The sequence below is a fragment of the Lentzea sp. JNUCC 0626 genome, from assembly GCF_043632865.1.
Classification (GTDB): Bacteria; Actinomycetota; Actinomycetes; order Mycobacteriales; family Pseudonocardiaceae; genus Lentzea.
Genome location: NZ_CP171635.1, coordinates 499,384 through 515,780 on the forward strand (window position 1 = coordinate 499,384; position 16,397 = coordinate 515,780).

13 protein-coding genes are annotated in these 16,397 nt (G+C 69.5%); 7 read left to right on the plus strand and 6 right to left on the minus strand.

Translation table 11 applies throughout. The features are described 5' to 3' along the window. Positions 1–66: 66 nt before the first annotated feature. Positions 67–1,230, plus strand: coding sequence for an MFS transporter (locus JNUCC0626_RS02420; protein WP_394617977.1), 1,164 nt, complete (start codon positions 67–69; stop codon positions 1,228–1,230). Here JNUCC0626_RS02420 and JNUCC0626_RS02425 read toward each other — a convergent pair. Then, entirely contained in the window at positions 1,183–2,298 is a 1,116-nt protein-coding gene (locus tag JNUCC0626_RS02425) for a hypothetical protein (RefSeq protein WP_394617978.1), read from the minus strand. The two genes, JNUCC0626_RS02420 and JNUCC0626_RS02425, sit on opposite strands and share 48 nt — an antisense overlap. A gap of 10 nt (positions 2,299–2,308) precedes the next feature. Then, a complete protein-coding gene (locus JNUCC0626_RS02430) occupies positions 2,309–3,997 on the minus strand; it encodes a serine/threonine-protein kinase (protein ID WP_394617979.1) in 1,689 nt (562 codons plus the stop codon). A gap of 52 nt (positions 3,998–4,049) precedes the next feature. Here JNUCC0626_RS02430 and JNUCC0626_RS02435 point away from each other — a divergent pair, with 52 nt between their 5' ends. The 3 genes from JNUCC0626_RS02435 to JNUCC0626_RS02445 all read left to right on the plus strand — a co-directional run bounded on the left by JNUCC0626_RS02435 (position 4,050) and on the right by JNUCC0626_RS02445 (position 6,584). Further along, positions 4,050–4,802, plus strand: a complete 753-nt coding sequence (locus tag JNUCC0626_RS02435; protein WP_394617980.1) for an FHA domain-containing protein — start codon at positions 4,050–4,052, stop codon at positions 4,800–4,802. 322 nt (positions 4,803–5,124) lie between these two features. Next, a complete protein-coding gene (locus JNUCC0626_RS02440) occupies positions 5,125–6,042 on the plus strand; it encodes a hypothetical protein (protein WP_394617981.1) in 918 nt (305 codons plus the stop codon). Then, entirely contained in the window at positions 6,039–6,584 is a 546-nt protein-coding gene (locus tag JNUCC0626_RS02445; RefSeq protein ID WP_394617982.1) for a histidine phosphatase family protein, read from the plus strand. The genes JNUCC0626_RS02440 and JNUCC0626_RS02445 overlap by 4 nt, the downstream gene beginning before the upstream one ends. Here JNUCC0626_RS02445 and JNUCC0626_RS02450 read toward each other — a convergent pair. Beyond that, entirely contained in the window at positions 6,556–7,710 is a 1,155-nt protein-coding gene (locus JNUCC0626_RS02450) for a metallophosphoesterase (protein WP_394617983.1), read from the minus strand. The two genes, JNUCC0626_RS02445 and JNUCC0626_RS02450, sit on opposite strands and share 29 nt — an antisense overlap. 179 nt (positions 7,711–7,889) lie before the next feature. Here JNUCC0626_RS02450 and JNUCC0626_RS02455 point away from each other — a divergent pair, with 179 nt between their 5' ends. The 3 genes from JNUCC0626_RS02455 (at position 7,890) to JNUCC0626_RS02465 (ending at position 12,725) form a co-directional block, all read left to right on the plus strand. Then, positions 7,890–8,279 carry a hypothetical protein gene (locus JNUCC0626_RS02455; RefSeq protein ID WP_394617984.1) on the plus strand — a complete coding sequence of 130 codons (390 nt, stop codon included), beginning with the start codon at positions 7,890–7,892 and terminating at the stop codon, positions 8,277–8,279. A gap of 74 nt (positions 8,280–8,353) precedes the next feature. Then, positions 8,354–9,598, plus strand: a complete 1,245-nt coding sequence (locus JNUCC0626_RS02460) for a PIN-like domain-containing protein (protein WP_394617985.1) — start codon at positions 8,354–8,356, stop codon at positions 9,596–9,598. A gap of 106 nt (positions 9,599–9,704) precedes the next feature. Further along, a complete protein-coding gene (locus JNUCC0626_RS02465; protein WP_394617986.1) occupies positions 9,705–12,725 on the plus strand; it encodes an amidohydrolase family protein in 3,021 nt (1,006 codons plus the stop codon). Here JNUCC0626_RS02465 and JNUCC0626_RS02470 read toward each other — a convergent pair. Genes JNUCC0626_RS02470 through JNUCC0626_RS02480 form a run of 3 tightly spaced genes read right to left on the minus strand, consistent with a single transcriptional unit; the run spans position 12,719 to position 16,361 of the window. Beyond that, positions 12,719–13,597, minus strand: coding sequence for a dioxygenase (locus JNUCC0626_RS02470; protein WP_394617987.1), 879 nt, complete (start codon positions 13,595–13,597; stop codon positions 12,719–12,721). The two genes, JNUCC0626_RS02465 and JNUCC0626_RS02470, sit on opposite strands and share 7 nt — an antisense overlap. After that, a complete protein-coding gene (locus JNUCC0626_RS02475; RefSeq protein WP_394617988.1) occupies positions 13,594–14,607 on the minus strand; it encodes a maleylacetate reductase in 1,014 nt (337 codons plus the stop codon). Before JNUCC0626_RS02475 ends, JNUCC0626_RS02470 begins: the two co-directional genes overlap by 4 nt. Then, entirely contained in the window at positions 14,604–16,361 is a 1,758-nt protein-coding gene (locus JNUCC0626_RS02480) for an FAD-dependent oxidoreductase (protein WP_394617989.1), read from the minus strand. Before JNUCC0626_RS02480 ends, JNUCC0626_RS02475 begins: the two co-directional genes overlap by 4 nt. Positions 16,362–16,397 lie beyond the last annotated feature (36 nt).

Sequence of the window (16,397 nt, forward strand, 5' to 3'; positions counted from 1 at the left end):
GATCGACCGCTCAACGAGCACCATGGGCGGGTGACGGCACTTCGCGAGAGAACATCCTCGCCGTTCTTGTCCCGTACTTTCCTCCAACTCTCCGGCATCAGCGTCGTGTCGGGCATCTCGATGGCACTCGCGCTGCCGTTCGCCTCGCTGTTCCTCACCAGCGAGATCAAGGTGACGCCGTTCCAGCTCGGCTTCTTCCTGATCGTGATCCCGCTCGCGCAGGTGGTCGCCAGCACGATCATGGGCAAGCTGTCGGACGGCCGGGTGCAACGCCGGTACCTGCTCGCCGTCGGCGGTGTCGCCGGCGCGATCGGCTACGGCCTGTTCGCCGTGCTGCGCGACTACTGGTCCCTGCTCGGCGCGTCCGTGGTGTTCATCGGCATCACCGGATCGTTGCTGCCCCAGCTCTTCGCGTACGGCCGGCAGGTCTCGCGGGGGCCGTCGATGATCGTCAGCGTGCTGCGCACGCTGCTGTCGGTCGCCTGGGTCGCCGGACCGCCGCTGGCCGCGCTGCTCGTCGCGCAGACCGGCTGGTTCGGTCTGTTCGTCGCCACCGCCGCGCTCCAGCTCGGCGTGGCCGTCCTCGCCCTGACGCTGCCGGTGCCGCCCGCGCAGGCCGAGGAGGAGAAGCCCGAAGAAGAAGCAGGGTCGACCCGCAACAACATGCTGGTCGTGTCGGCCGCTTTCCTGTTCCTGCAGGGAGCCGTGGCGCTCGCGGTGAGCGGCCTGCCGGTGTTCCTCACGACCGAGCTGAACGGCTCGGCCGGCGACGCGGGGCTCGCGATGGGCCTGTGCGCGGCGCTGGAGATCCCGATGATGCTGTGGTTCGGCTCGCTCGCGAACCGCATGTCGCAGCACAAACTCGTGCTCATCGGCGCCGTGATCGCGTTGGGCTATCACGGCGTGATGGTGTTCGCCGACGCCATCTGGCAGGTCATGGCCGCGCAACTGCTGCACGCCACGGTCATCTCGTTGATCATGGGCGTGGGCATCACGTACTTCCAGAGCCTCGACCCGTTGCGGCCCGGCCACGCCACGACGATGTTCAGCAACACCCAGATCGTCGGCGGCATGGTCGCGGGCGCGTTGCTCGGTCTCTCCCAGCAGCTGGGTTTCCGCTGGACGTACGGGTTCAGCCTGGCGATGAGCGTGTGCGGCCTCGTGCTGCTGCTGGTCGTGGGCTCACTGAATCGTCGAACCGCTGACCTTCGGCTTCTCGGCCGCGCCTAGGTAGAAGATCCCCTTGATCGTCTCGAAGCCGAGGCTGGGGTTGCGGCGCAGCGTGGAGCCCTCGACCGACATCGAGCCGGACTTGTCGTTGCTGACGAAGAAGACCGCGCCACCGCCCTCGTTGGCGGTGTTGTCCTCGATCAACGATCCGGCGACGCGCAGCGTGAACGTGTTGCCGTCGTTGTAGATCGCGCCACCGCTGCCGCCGCCCGGCGTGCCCCCGCGGGCCGGGTTGGCGCCGCGGCCGATGGCCTTGTTGCCGCGCATCAGGCTGTTGAGCACCACGAACGACGCGCCGATGCTGCTCAGCGCTCCGCCGTTGGAGCACACGCCACCCTCGAACGTGCTGCCGGTGACGTAGATCGGCGTCTTCTGCGCCCAATCGGTCACCCGGATCGCGGCACCGCCGAGGTCGGGTCCGTTGGTGTCGCACCTGTTGTTCGCGAAGCGGGAGTTCACGACCTTGAGCTGGCCGCCGAGCACGAAGATCGCGCCGCCGCCCCCGCCCTCGGTCTGGTCGCCGGTCGAGTTGCCGTCGGCGAGCGTGATGTTCTGGACGACGAGCCGCGGCCCGTTCTGCTCGATGATCCGGCGCTGGCCCTGACCACTCAACGTGACCCGGCCGCCGCCGTCGAGCACGGTCCGCTGACGCACCTTCGCGGTCGCGGCCATCGGGATGGTGTGCGGCTGCGCGCCGCAGTTGAAGGTCACGACACCACCGGCGCCGAGAGCCTCGGTCACGGCCTGCGAGGTGCAGCTCGCCGGTGTCCCGGTGCCGATCACGCGGGTGGGCTTGGAGGTGTCCTCGGCGGCGGCTTCCGCGGGCACGGCGACGGTGCCGTTCGGGTTGCCGAACTTCGCTACGGGAGGAGGCGGGGGCGGAGGCTGCGCGGGCGGGGGAGCGGCGGCGCTGCTGCTCGACGCGGGAGTCGTCGTCACGACGGTGACGGTCTGCGAGGTCGACGTGGACGGTAACTGCGGTCCTGCGACGGGGGAACCTTGGATCGCCGTGCCGCAACCCGCCACGAGGGCGGCAAGCAGCACGACGGCCTGTCTACCTGAGGGCATGGCGGGCACCCTAAACGGGCTGGGGGAGCTTGGCTACCACCGCTTTGGCGAGCAAGATCGCTCCGGGACAGAGAGTTGAAGAGTCCTTCACGTCCGAGTCCGACAGCACGACGACGACCACCTCGAACCGGTCGTTGCTCAACGCCTTGTGCTGCACCGAGACCTCGCAGCCGCCCTCCTCGGGATCGGTGATGGCCGGCCTGCCGACGTCCACCGGGTCGCCGTCGTCGGGTTCGAACGCACCCTGGCGGCTGAACTCGATGCCGATCTGACGCTGCTGGTAGTCCCAGCCGCAGCCCCACCTGCCGAGCTCGTTCCACGGGTACGGGGTCGCCTCGGCCTCCAGCTGGGCGCGGATGTCGCCCTTCTCCAGCAACGCGCAGGCGTTCGCGGAGGCGAGGGAGTCCGACGGCCAGGCGTGGTCGCGGCGCGGGATCTCGTCGGCGGCGAGCACCTTGCGCGCGTGCCCGCCCGCCACGTCGGCGATCTCGCACAACGGCCGTTGCGACGTGCCGCCGGTTTTCACGTCGATCTGCAGGACGTTGCCGTCCACGAGCTCGGCGGTCTTCGTGCAGATGTCGGGCGTGTCGGCCTGCTGCTCGAGCTGGCCGAGCACGCCGTCGGGTTCCTCGGCGCCGTACTGCGCGAACTGCTTGACGGAGTACTCCACCACCACGCCGTCGTCACCCTTGTCGTCGAACGACAGCCAGGTCGCGCACCCGTTGAACCAGTACGACTTCTCAGCGGCCGTGTCCGCCTTGCGCGCACCGAACCGCTGGTAGTCGTCCTGCGTCGCGGCGAGCGCGCAGACGTCCATCGACGCCGGGTCGCCGACGGTGCCGGCCGTGGGGCGTTGCCAGAGGTAGATGCCACCCGCCACGACGACGAGCGCGAGGGCCGCCGCGCCGAGCACGAGAGGCCGCCGACTCCGACGAGGTGTCACGCCCTCCAGCAACGCGCGGACGTTCTCGGCGGCCGGACGGTCCTCGGGCGAGCGCCGCAGCAGCTGGGCGAGCAGGTCCCCGAACGGCCCGGAGTGGCGTGCGGGCGTGATGTCGTAGGCCTTGGCACGCCGGAGCTGCTCGGCGGACCCGGCGTCCGGGGAGCCCCACGGCGAGGTGCCCTCGACGGCGGCGAAGAGCGTCGCGCCCAGAGCGAAGACGTCCGCGGCGGGCCGTGCCTCGTGGCCGTCCGCGACCTCCGGGGCGAGGTAGGCAGGAGTGCCCGCGACGTCACCTCCGCCGACCTGGGTCGCCTCGGCCCAGCGCGAGATGCCGAAGTCGCTGAGCTTCGCGACGTCGTGCGAGGTCACCAGGACGTTGCCGGGCTTGACGTCGCGGTGGACCATTCCCTTGGCGTGCATGGCCGTCAACGCGTCCGCGAGCTGAACGCCGATTCGCGCGGCCCGGTCGGGCGCGATCGGTCCGTCCGTCTCGATGATCTCCGCGAGCGTGCGGGACGGCAGGTACTCCATCACCAGCCACTGCTCGCCACCGTCGGTCGTGGTGCCGAGGGTCGCGATGACGTTCGGGTGGCTGAGCTCGGCACCGATGCGCGCTTCGCGGGAGGCGTCGCCGGTGCGTTTCAGCGCGACTGTCTCGCCGAGTTCCAGATCCATCGCCCGCCAGACCTCACCCATGCCTCCCGTGCCGAGATGCTCTTCGAGCCGGTACCGGTTCGCGATCGTCCGCCCAAGCACAGATCCGGATCTTAGGGACGGGTCCCCGGGTTGGGGGAGGAGACTGCTCAGAATGTACGAAAGCTTGGCCCGGCAAGTGCCGCAGACCGTGCCCGGAGGGATCGTCGCGCTCGCGCTCGCGGGCCGCGTGAACAGCGCTCCGGTGGACGGCCATGCCGTCGTGTTCGGCCGCAACCGCCCCGACGTCGACATCTGCGTCGGCGAGAGCGACCTGCGGGTGTCGCGCAAGCACGGCGCGCTGACCTGCCGCGACGGCGGGTGGTGGGTGAGCAACCTCGGCCGGCTGCCGATCCGGCTGCCCAAGTCGCGGTGGCTCTTCCCCGACGAGGACGCGGTCCCGCTCGCGCACGGCTACACGCCGTTGTTCATCCGCGGCACCCGCGACCGCGAGCACCTGCTGGAGCTTTACGTGGCCGGACCGGACGGCGGGCAGCCGTCGGTGCCGCACGGCGCGGTGACCGAGCCTCCACGCCGATGGCGTCTCACCGACGACGAACGACTGCTTCTGGTCGTGCTCGGCCAGCGGTACCTCATGCACGAGGCGAACCCACAACCGTTGGCACGCCAGCACGTCGCCGCCGTTATGTCTGATTTGCGGCCTGACGAGCAGTGGAGCCACAAGAAGGTCGAACACATGGTGGCCGCGGTGCGGGCCCGGCTGTCACGCGAGGGAGTGCCCGGACTGGTCCGCGAGGAGGTCGGCGAGCCCGTCGGCAACGCGTTGAACGACAACCTGATGCGGGAACTCGTCCTGTCGACGACCCTGGTGCCGCCAGATCTTGCGCTGATCGACGCCCTGTCCTGAACATGGCAGTGCTGAACCGGTTCCGTTGCCCCAAAACGCAACGAGATCAAGGCGTTCTGCAGGTGTTTCCCTTCCGTGACGCGGAAACCGGGACAAGATCCGGTTTTTCGCCACTTGCGCGACGGGTGTCCGCAGGTGCGGAAGGGTGCTTAGCTTGACTCACAAGTCAGGAATCACCGCTGGATTGACCCGCTCGCCGTCACGGTGGGTAGACGAAACGGGCTAACGGCAGACACAGCGTGCGGTCCATTGAGTTCAAACAACCCGTTCGTGAAAGAACCACACGTTCGAGTGGCCGTGTGTCCCTGGCACACTGCGCTCCGTGCCGACCCAGTTCCCCGAGGACCCACCGACCGAGCGCCATCTGGCGCCCGACCCCCAGTTGATGGAGGCTGCCCGCGCCAGGGGAGCCGCTCGCTGGGCCGCCGCCGGTGACCGCGTGGAGCAGGAAGAGCAAGCGAAACAGGCCGGTCCCCTCAAGCCCCGTGCCGCCGCGATCGCCGCCATCGTCGCGCTGGTCGTGCTCGGCGGGATCGCGATCTCCACGTTCAACGGTGGCTCCGGCGACGGCACCACCGACATGGCGAACCCCTCGCACAGCTACATCCCCGGCATGATCACCCCGCCCGAGGACCTGCCGGAGGAGTCCGCGTCGAACAGCCAGAACCCGTCGCTCGCGTCCTCGGCGCTGGGCCTGGTGCCGACGACCACGCAGAACGTCGCCCCGCCGCCCGCCGGGGACACGGCGCGCGCGCCCGGCGGTGCCAAGTCGTTCACGACCGGGCCCGGCTGCGGCGGCTTCAGCAGCGTCGGCTCGTACCGCGACGGCAAGAAGGGCTGGGTCGACCACGGCGACGGCAAGTGCGGCTCGACGTTCGTGTCGATCCCCATGTCGGGCGACGCCCGCAAGGACGACAGCTCCGCCTACGGCCTGTGGACGTTCGCGGTGACCGGCACGTGCGACGTCTCCGTGCACGTCCCGGACGGCGGCCTGGAGGAGGTCGGGGGTAATCCGACCGTGTACAACGTCTACGACCGCAACGGGGTCGGCGGCACGCCGCTCGCGTCGTTCGCGATCAAGCAGGTCGACAAGCGCGGCCAGTGGGTCAGCGCCGGGAAGTTCAAGGCCAGCGGAAACCTGACCGTGCAGCTGCTCACCCGAGGTCAGGACTGGAACAACTCCGGACCCACCCACGCCCATCACGCCGCGAGTGCCATCAAGGCAGACTGCACGGCGTGACAAGAGATCTTCACCTGGTCCGGCACGGCGAAGCGACGAAGGACGAGTCGAGACTGACCGCACGCGGTCGCCAGCAGACCGAAGCGCTGGCGGAACGGTTGCGGGGCACGGGCTTCGCGGCCGTGCACCACGGTCCCTTGCCCCGTGCGGCCGAGACCGCCTCGATCATCGCGGACGTGCTGAAGGTGCCGAGCCGGGTCGAGGCCGCGGCGGACGACTTCGTGCCGCACTTCGTCCCCGACCACGACGAGTTCTTCGACCAGTTCCCCGAGTCCGAACGCACCCGCGGCCCGGCACTGGCGCACGAGGCAGAGACCCGGTTCGCCCGGCCCGGCGACGGACCGGTGCTGGTCGTGACGCACGCGTTCCTGATCAGCTGGCTCGTGCGGGACGCGCTGGACGCCCCGCCCGAGAGCTGGCTGACGCTGAACCACGACAACGCGGCGCTGACGGTCATCCGCTACACGACCGGACAGTCACCGCGTCTCGTGCGGTTCAACGACTCAGGGCATCTCAGCTCGCTTTCAGCGTCAGCAAGCTGATCTCGCTGGGCGCGAAGACGCGCATCGGCGGACCCCAGAAGCCGGCACCGCGGCTGGTGTAGAGCTGGGTGCGGTCGCTGTGCCTGGACAGGCCGGCGACCACCGGCTGCTGGAGTCGCACCAGGTAGTGGAACGGCCAGATCTGCCCGCCGTGCGTGTGCCCGGACAGCTGCAGGTCCACGCCCGCCTCGACGGCCTTGCCGATCTCCGACGGCTGGTGCGCGAGCAGCACGACCGGCGCGGTGGAGTCGGCGCCGCGCAACGCGTGCGCGAGATCGGCGGCGTGGCCGGGTTCGCCGGAGTGGCTCGCCGTGATGTCGTCGGTGCCCGCGAACACGAGCTTGGCCTCGCCGCGCGTGAGCGTCTCGTGCTCGTTGCGCAACGCCTTCCAGCCCAGCCGGGTCATCAGGTCGACCCAGCCCTGGCCGTTCGAGTAGTACTCGTGGTTGCCGGTGATGTAGAAGCGGTGCGGCGTGTTCACGTCACCGAGCGGCGTGGCCTGCTCGAGGCGCTGCTCGGCCGTGCCGTCCGCGATGTCACCGACGTGCACGGCGACGTCCGCGTTCAGGCCGTTGACGGCGTCGACCATGCCGCGCGACCACTTGGCGCGGTTGATGGCGCCGTAGTGCGTGTCGGTGATGACCGCGACGGTCAGGCCGTCGAACGCGGGGTCGAGCCGGGGAATCGTCACGTCCTGCCGCTTGATCCGCGGTACGCGCATCGCCTCGTACACGCCGTACACCGTCACGGTGACGATGAGAACCGCGAGCAGCACGGCGATGAAACGGCTGCGGAACGGGTTCTCGACGCCCGCGAGCGCCATGCCGAGCCGCACGACGTCCGAGATCAACGTCCATACGAACGCGATCCACACGAACCCGAGCAGGAACTGGGAGATCCGCGCGGCCCGGTCGCTGGCGCGTTGCGTGAACAGCACCATCATCGCGACGGCCGCGGCGATGAACACGATCGCCGCGATCGGGCGCACCGGGTCCGGCCACTCCGCGCCGGCCGCGAACAGGCCCTCGAACGGCACCCAGAACAGCAGTGTCGTCACGGTGAGGAGGACGAGCGTGAACACCACCCGCCGAACCGTGACGCGGGGCCGGGTAGCGGTGGTCGTCATCGAGCACATCCTCCTGAGTCAGTTGCCTTAGATCTGGTTCAACGCACGGACGCGACCATTTGTTCGCTTTGCCGCCGATTGACGTCCGTCACAGGCGTTTTCCCTGTTCGGACGCAACCGCGCCGGTGCTCGGGAGTCTTCTAATCAACACCGGAACCCGACGACCTAGAGTGGGCCACATGATCTTCTACACCGACGAGGAAAGCCGCACGCTCCGCACCGCCGTGTACGGCGCGATGCTGTTGGTTTCCCACGCCGACCCCGGCCCCGTGCTGGAGGAGAGGTTCGCCGGACTGCGCGCTTTGACGCACCTGTCGCCCGACCTGCGCACCGTGCTGGGTGGCGCCCGCCCGTCCGTGCCCGCCGGGACCGACGAGGAGATCGAGCCGGTGATCCTGGAGGCGCTGCGGTCGTCGATGAAGACGCTGACCGCGAAGTCGCCGGAGGACGCGGCGGACTTCCCGCGCGCGGTGCTCGCGATCAGCCGCGAGGTGGCCGAGGCGGACGGCGTCGTGGTGGACGCCGAGGACGCGATGGTCGCCCGCATCGAGGGCGCGCTCGCTCTCTGACGTCCGGTGGGCCGTTCGGATGAACGGCCCACAACCCGCTGAAACGCCTCCGGCCCGGCCGCGATCATTCCGGCATGAACGGGTTGTACGACGGCGAGTTCGCCGGCTACAAGATCGCGTCCGCGGCCGAGCTCGACACCGCGCTGCGGGAGGCGGTCGTCGCGGTGGACGCGAACGTGCTGCTCGACCTGTACAGGTTCAGCCCGCGAACGTCGAGCGACCTGATCAACACCTTCAAGAGCCTGGGTGACCGCCTCGTCGTGCCGCACCAGGCGTTGCGCGAGTTCTGGCGGCACCGCCAACGGGCGCAGGGCAGCCCGCGCGGCGCGACGAAGACCGCGACCGACGCGCTCGCCAAGGCGGGCCGCTCGATGAACGACGCCCTGGGTATCTGGGCCAAGGCGGTCGGCTTCAACCAGGGCGATCTCGGCGGGCTCACCGGCGAGGTCGACGCACTCGTACGTGGTCTCCAGGAGAAGCTCCAGCAGGCACTTGCACACGCGGACGCGGACCGGGTCGGTGATCCCATCTTGGAGCAGCTGGAAGGGTTGCTGCGCGGCCGGGTCACCTCGCCGCTGGCGGACGAGGAGCACGCGTCCTGCGTGGCCGAGGCTGGTCGGCGCATCACCGCGGAGATCCCGCCGGGCTACAAGGACGCGGGCAAGCAGGAGGACGGCTCTGCCGATGGCGGTGCTGGCGACTACCTCGTCTGGTACCAGGCCACCCGCTACGCCCAGGAACACCAGCGCGACCTGCTGATCGTCACCCGCGACGAGAAGGAGGACTGGTGGTGGCGGCAGGGAGCCGAGTTCATCGGACCGCGCCCCGAACTCTCCCTGGAGTACCAAGGCCTGACCGGACGGCGGCTGTTCCTCATGCGCCCGACCGATCTGCTCGCACGTGCGTCCGTGCTGGAGGTCGAGGTCGACGAGGAGTCGTCCGCGGACGCGGGTCGCTCGCTCATCTACCTCGACGAGATTGAGAACCAGCAGCCGGCGACGTGGACGCTGGAAGAGCTCGCCGTGCTCCTCGTCGAACTCGACGCCCACGCGCCGCCCCAGGCGGCAGCGCTCCGGCTCGCAGCCAAGGGGCACCCGGTCCACCTCGATCAGGTACCCGAGCTCGGCGCCGCCCCAGGCGTTCGTGAGATGACCATGTTCGCCAGCCCCTACCACCGCCTGACGGCGACGCTGCAGGCGCAAGGGCTTCTTCACCCGGCGTTGCCTCGGATCTTCAGGTACGACCTGGCGGCCCGAACCGAGTGCTTCGTGGTTCCCCCGGAGGTGCCTGCGTTGCTGCGCACGCTTGCCGCCAACTGAGACTGACATCCCATCAGGTGGGTGGTGGGCCGAATGGCGGATGTGCCGCGAAATCGCGGTGCCAGGGTGGATTCCACAGGGGATCGACACTGGGGAGTGTGCCGCCATGGAACTGTCGCGCCGCGAACTGCTGACCCGCAGCGGTCAGGCCGCCGCCGTCGCCACCGCCGCATCCACGTTGGCGATCGGAACGGCCTCCGCCTCCGCCTCCGCTTCCGAGCCGGGCGAGCGGGTGAAACTGACGCAGGGCACCAACATCTCGGTGTCCCGGTCGCGCGACGGCAAGTGGCTCGCCATCGACCTCGTCACCGCGATCTGGTTCTTACCGGCGAGCGGTGGGGAAGCGCGCAAGCTCACCGACGAACTGCAGGACGTCACGCTGCCGTCCTTCGGACCGGGCAACCAGATCGCGTTCCAGTCCTATCGGGACGGTAACTTCCACCTCTACCTGATCGGGCTCGACGGGCACGGCCTGAAGCAGCTCACGCACGGGAAGTTCGACCACCGCGAGCCCGCGTTCTCGCCGGACGGCAAGCACCTGGCGTTCGTCAGCGACCGCGCCGGCAGCTACGGCGTGCACGTGCTGGAGCTGGCCAGTGGCGCCATCACGCAGCTCACCGGCGTGCCGGACGAGGCCGCGGCGCCGCAGTGGTCAGCGGACGGCAAGCGGATCATCTTCACCGTAGGCAACGCGGCGGTGGACGTGGTGTCGTTGGACGGCAAGCGTGAACGGCTCGTCACGGCGCCTGCGGGGTGGCAGCTGTTCGGGGCTGCGTTCGGACCGGGTGACCAGGCGAGCTACACGCGGATGCGGCCGGGCGAGGCCGAGTTGGTGCTCGGGACCACGGCGGTCGTCACCGGGCAGGACGTGTTCGGGTTCGCGCCGGTCTGGGACGGCTCCAGCGTTCTCTACACCGCTGACGGCAAGATCCGCCTGCTGGCCGGTGGATCCACAAAGGACATCGCGTTCGCGGCCGTCGTTCCAGTGACCACCAAACGGCGGCCCGCACGCACGCAGAACCTCACCGGCGGCGCGGTCAAGGGCATCGCGAGCCCCGTGGTGTCGAGCGATGGCAAGATCGCGTTCCGGGCGTTGAACGCGCTGTACGTGCTGGCCGACGGCAAGGCCACCAAGCTCACCGACGGCAGGTACTTCGACTCCGATCCGGACTTCTCGCCCGACGGCAAGCGGATCGTCTACGCGAGCGACCGCACCGGCGTCGCGCAGCTGTGGGTGCGCGATCTCGCTTCTGGCAAGGACGAACTGTTCGCGCCCGCACCCCACGCCCAGATCACGCCGCGCTACTCACCGGACGGCACCCGCGTCGCCTACCTCGACCAGGACGGCCAGGTGTGGGTCACCGACCGGCAGGGCCGCCGCCAGCTCACGCCGACGTTGTTCCAGCCCGGCCGCCCGACCTGGTCGAAGGACGGCACCGTCGTCGCCTTGGCTGCCGTGAAGCCGTTCTCGCGCCGGTTCCGCGAGGGCACCAGCCAGGTCCTGAGCGTCGACCTGACCAGCGGCGAACTCAAGTACACCGAGCCGATGTCGTTCCGCTCCATCGCGACCCGCGGCGACGACGGCCCCGTGTGGTCGCCGGACGGCAAGCACCTCGCGTTCGTCGTGGAGAGCGTCGCGTGGGTCGTGCCGGTCGACGCCAAGGGCACCTTTGTAGGGCAACCGCGCCAGGTCACCCGCGAGGTCACCGACTCGCTGGCGTGGCACGGCAACGACGCGTTGGTGTACCTCAACAACGGCCGCCTGCGTAAGTCCACTCTGGACGGCAAGGTCACGACCATCCGGCACGGCCTCACCTGGCGCAAGCCGAAAGCCCCGGACCGCAAGGTGATCCACGTCGGCGCCTACTGGGACGGCGAGGCGCACGAGCTCAAGCGCAACGTCGACATCGTCGTCGAACACGGCAAGATCGCCGAAGTCCGCCCGCACCGAGGCAAAGCCGACGTCGACGCCAGCGCTCTGACCGCGATCCCGGGCCTGATCGATGCTCACAACCACTGGCACCTGCGCGGCCGTCAGTGGGGCGCGCGGCAGGGCAACGTCTGGCTCGCCTACGGCATCACAACAGTCCGCTCGCCCGGCGACCCGGTCTACCAGATGGTCGAGACCAGGGAGGCGCTGGCGGCCGGAACCCTGACAGGCCCGAGGTTCTACGCCACCGGCGAGGCCGTAGACGGTGGCCGCGTCTACTACAACTTCATGCGCCCGACCCTGAGCAAGGCGCAGCTCGACCTCGAACTCCGCCGGGGCCACGAACTCGGCTACGACATGATCAAAACCTACGTCCGGCTCCCGGTCGAACTGCAACGCGCCGCCGTGCAACGGTCGAAGGTCCCGCTGTCGAGCCACTACCACTACCCGGCCGCCCTCTTCGGCATGGACGGCCAGGAACACGTCGGCGCCACCAACCGCCTCGGCTACTCGCACACGATCACCAGGCAGGGCAAGGCCTACCAGGACGTCGTCGCGATCTTCACCAGGTCCGGCATGTCCATGACCCCGACGCTGTTCCAGTCACGAGCCTTGTACGACAACGACAAGTCGCTCGCCACCGACGAACGCACCCGCGTCCTCTACCCGCCGTGGGAGTACGAACGCAACCTCGCCGACGCCAACGCCCAGGGCACCCCGGCAGGCACCTCGTCCCGCGCGGTCCTCAAGGGCTGGGTGGAGTTCGCCCTGAACGTCCACCGCGGCGGCGGATTCGTCATCACCGGCACCGACGCCCCGCTCGACAGCCCGGCCACCGCCACCCACCAGAACCTGCGCGCACTGGTCGAATACGGCTTCACCCCGAGGGAAGCGCTCATCACCGCGACCCGCAACCCGGCGAAGTGGCTGGGCCTACCGCTCGGCGCGATCAAGCCGGGCGCACCGGCCGACATCGCGTTCGTCGAGGGCAACCCGCTGGCCGACATCAAGGCGGCGGCGAACGTCCGGCAGGTCATGGTCGGCGGCGCGCTGCACTCCGTGCCCGACCTGCTGAAGCCGTATCAGCAACAACAATCGCTGACGTTGTCAGCGGCGCTCGACCCGTTCCCGTCCGCCGAGAACAAGCACTGGTGGCACGAACCGGAGTGGGCCGAGCGCGTCTGCTGCGATCACTGAGAAGGCGCCAGCACGATGTCGAAACGGGAGCGCGTCCACGGCTTGTCGCCGAGCGCCCTCCCGTCCGGCGTCGGCGCCCCCGCCGGCTGCTCCTCGAACCGCTTGACCAGCGACTCCTTCACCCCGAACACCGAGTCGCCGATCTCCAGCTGCGGATCACCCTCGACGAAGATATGCGTGACCAACGTGCGGAAACCCGGTGCCGACACCATGAAGTGCAGGTGCGCGGCCCGCACGGGGGAGCGGTCGACGGCGTCGAGCAACGCGCCGACCGGGCCGTCGTGCGGGATCGGGTACGCGGTCGGCTGCACGCCCCAGAAGGCGAACGAGCCGTCGGCGCCGGAGAACAGGTGGCCGCGGCCCGCCACCCGCGAGTCGGTGTACTGGACGTCGTAGAAGCCGTCCTCGTCGGCCTCCCACACCTCGATCCGCGCGCCCGGCAAGGCATTGCCCGCAGTGTCGCGGACGGTGCCGGAAACCCAGCACGGGGTTCCGGCCGCGCCGCCCGCGATGTCGCCGCCGATGCCGACCAGAGGAGATTCCTCGATGAAGAACGGGCCGAAGACCGTTGCCTCCGTGGCGTTCTCGTACGCCTCGTTGTTGACGGCGATGGTCTGCATCGAGGCGCCCAGGACGTCGGACAGCAGGATGAACTCCTGCCGCTTGTCGTCGGTGATGTGGCCTACGGCGGTGAGGAACTCGATCGCGCGCGTCCACTCCGCCTCGGTCAGGCGGGTCTCGCGGATGAACGCGTGCAGGTGCCGGACGAGCGCCTCCATGAGCTCACGCAACCGCGGGTCCGGGGTGCGGGCGAACGAGGCCAGCACGTCCGCGATCAGCTGTTCTTCGACTCGTTGCTGGGCGGTGGTCATGCCGGCACTCCATCCGGGTTCTGGCCCGCCTGGGCGGCGGCGAGCAGGGTGATCAGGTCGTCCTCGGTGACGGCGCGAGGGTTCGACGGAGGAACGGACGGCAGGATCAGCGCGGCGGCCTCGCGCACGTCCGGAACGCCGTGCAGCACGTGTGAGGCGCCCACCGCGTCGTAGACGTCGATCAGGCTGCCTCCCAACGCCTCGCGGATCCGGGCGGCCGCCTCGGGGACCGCCGGGGTGTTGAACGCCAGCACGTACGGCAGGATCGCCGCGTGCGTCTCGGCGTGCGGCACGTTGTAGGCGCCGCCCAGCACGTGGCAGATCTTGTGGTGCAGCCCGGATCCGGCCGACGCGAACGCCACCGCGGCCAGGTAGGCGCCGTAGAGCATCTGTTCGCGCGCGTCCTCACGCAGGCCGGCACTGAGCGCGCGGATGCCCTCCAACGCCAGCGCCTGGTTGATCGGGTCGGTGCGGGGCGCCCACATCGAGTCGACGCAGTGCGCCAGCGCGTTGCAGCCCGACGCGACGGCCAGCGAACGGGGCAGGGACGCGGTCAGGGCGGCGTCGTAGATGACTGTCTTCGGCAGCACCCGGTCGTCCGCGCCCGTCGTCTTGCGCGACGCCTCGGTCAGGCCCCACACGTTGGTCGCCTCGGAACCCGCGTACGTGGTGGGGACGGCGACGATCGGCAGGCCCGTGGTCAGCGCGATCGCCTTGGCCAGGCCGGTCGTGGAGCCGCCGCCGACGCTCACCAGCAGGTCCGCGCCCGACGATGAGGCCAACGCACGGGCCCGTTCGGCGTTCTCGACCGGCACGTGCGGCGCGACGTCCGTGCAGTGCGCGGCCACGTCGATCTTCGCGGCCACCTCGGCGGCGACGGGTTCGCTGGAGATCAGCAGCACTTGCCGGGCACCGAGTCGGTCGACCTCGGCGGCCAGGTCGGCTGCCGCAGTGCCGGTGCCGAACCGGACCCGCTGGCCGAGCGTGACGTGTTCGAACTGCCAGGTCATGCGCTCTCCTCCCGGCTCAGCACCGAGGTCAGCACGGTCATCAGCTCGGCCTCCGGATCCGCGGGCAACGACGAGACGCGCCACGCGACGTGCTTGTCCGGCCGCACCAGCACCGCCCCATCTTCGTCCACACCGGACAGTCGCGACCAGTCGAAGTAGAGATCGGTCACCTCGCGGCCGGGTCCGATGATCACGGTCCGCAGCGCGACGCCCAGCCGGTCGGCCGCCTTCTGCGCCGCGTCCGCCCAGGCCTCGCCGGTGATGCCGGTCAGCAGCGTGAACTGCCCGTACGGCACCAGGTCGTGCGTCGAAACCTTGCTGCGGCTGTCCCCGACCCACGCGTGCGGCAGCCGGGCACCCGGCCAGGTCGACGGCTCGTAGTACAGCTCCGGGTCGCGTGACGGCGCAGGGCGTGCGGAACCGTCGCCCACAACAGCAAGCGATACGTACGTCTGACCCATCTCCACGCCATGAGCGTTGAACTCGTAGTTCTTCAGCTCCATCGCTTCCCTCACGGCCGCGCGCTTGGCCGCACCAGCCAGGCTGCTGTCCTTGCGTTCCTCGATCCGCGCGTCCATCTCGGCCGCCGACTGCGACGCGTCCAACCCGAGTGCCTCGAACAACGCACCGAACTCGCGGGCGGACTTGTTGGCACGCGTCACGATCTGGCGCGCGACGGGCGCGCGTTCGTCGGAATAGGTGTCCAGCAAAGAGGTTCCGGCCTGCCCGTTCAGCACCAGCGCGAGCTTCCACGCCAGGTTGTAGGAGTCCTGGATCGAGGTGTTGGAGCCGAGCCCGTTCGACGGCGGGTGCTTGTGCACGGCGTCCCCGGCGCAGAACACGCGCCCGCTCTGCAACCGCGTCGCGTACTGCTCGTTGTTGCCCCACAACGAGATCCCGGTGATCTCGGCGTCCAGCGTTGGATCACCGACGAGGTTGCGGACGATCTGCAGCGCGTCGTCCTCGCTCACCTCGGGCACGCCCTGCGCGAGGTCGAAGCCCCACACGATCAGCCACTCGTTCCACGGCCGCACCATCCGCACGAGCCCGGCACCGATGCCGCCGACGTTCGCGCCCGGCTGGATCACCCAGTACAGCACCGAGGGCCGGTGCCGGCAGAGTTCGGAGAGGTCGGCCTTGAAGGTGATGTTCATGGAGCCCGCGATGTCCATCTCGCCCTCGTAGGGCAGACCCAGGTCCGCGGCCACGGCGGACCGGGCGCCGTCCGCGCCGATCAGGTACTTCGCCCGGATCTCGTACTCGTGCCCGGTCGTCCGGTCGAGCACCCGCACGGTCACGCCGTCCGCGTCCTGCTCGTGCCCCAGGTACTCGGTGCTGAACTGAGTGCGGGTGCCGCGTTCCGTGGCGTTGCGGACCAGGATCGGCTCCAGGTACGTCTGCGGGATGTCGCAGTTCATCGACGGTGACGCGAGCACGTGGTCGGCGTGGCGAGCCGGATGGGTGCCCCAGGTGAGGATGCGGCCGATCTCCTCGCCGGTGATCGACGTGCAGAAGACCGTGTCACCGATCTGGTCGTGCGGGGTGGCGTCGGCGAGCACCTGGTCCTCGACGCCGACGTCGCGGAGGATCTCCATCGTGCGCTGGTTGGTGATGTGCGCACGAGGCGTGTTCGCGGTCCACCGGTACTTCGTGATCATGATGTTCGGAACGCCCAGGGTGGACAGGAACAACGCCGCGGAGGCCCCGGCCGGGCCGGACCCCACGATCACCACATCGGTCTCGACGGTCACCATGCCGAGAACGGTGACAGGTCAACTTCTTGGTCGGAC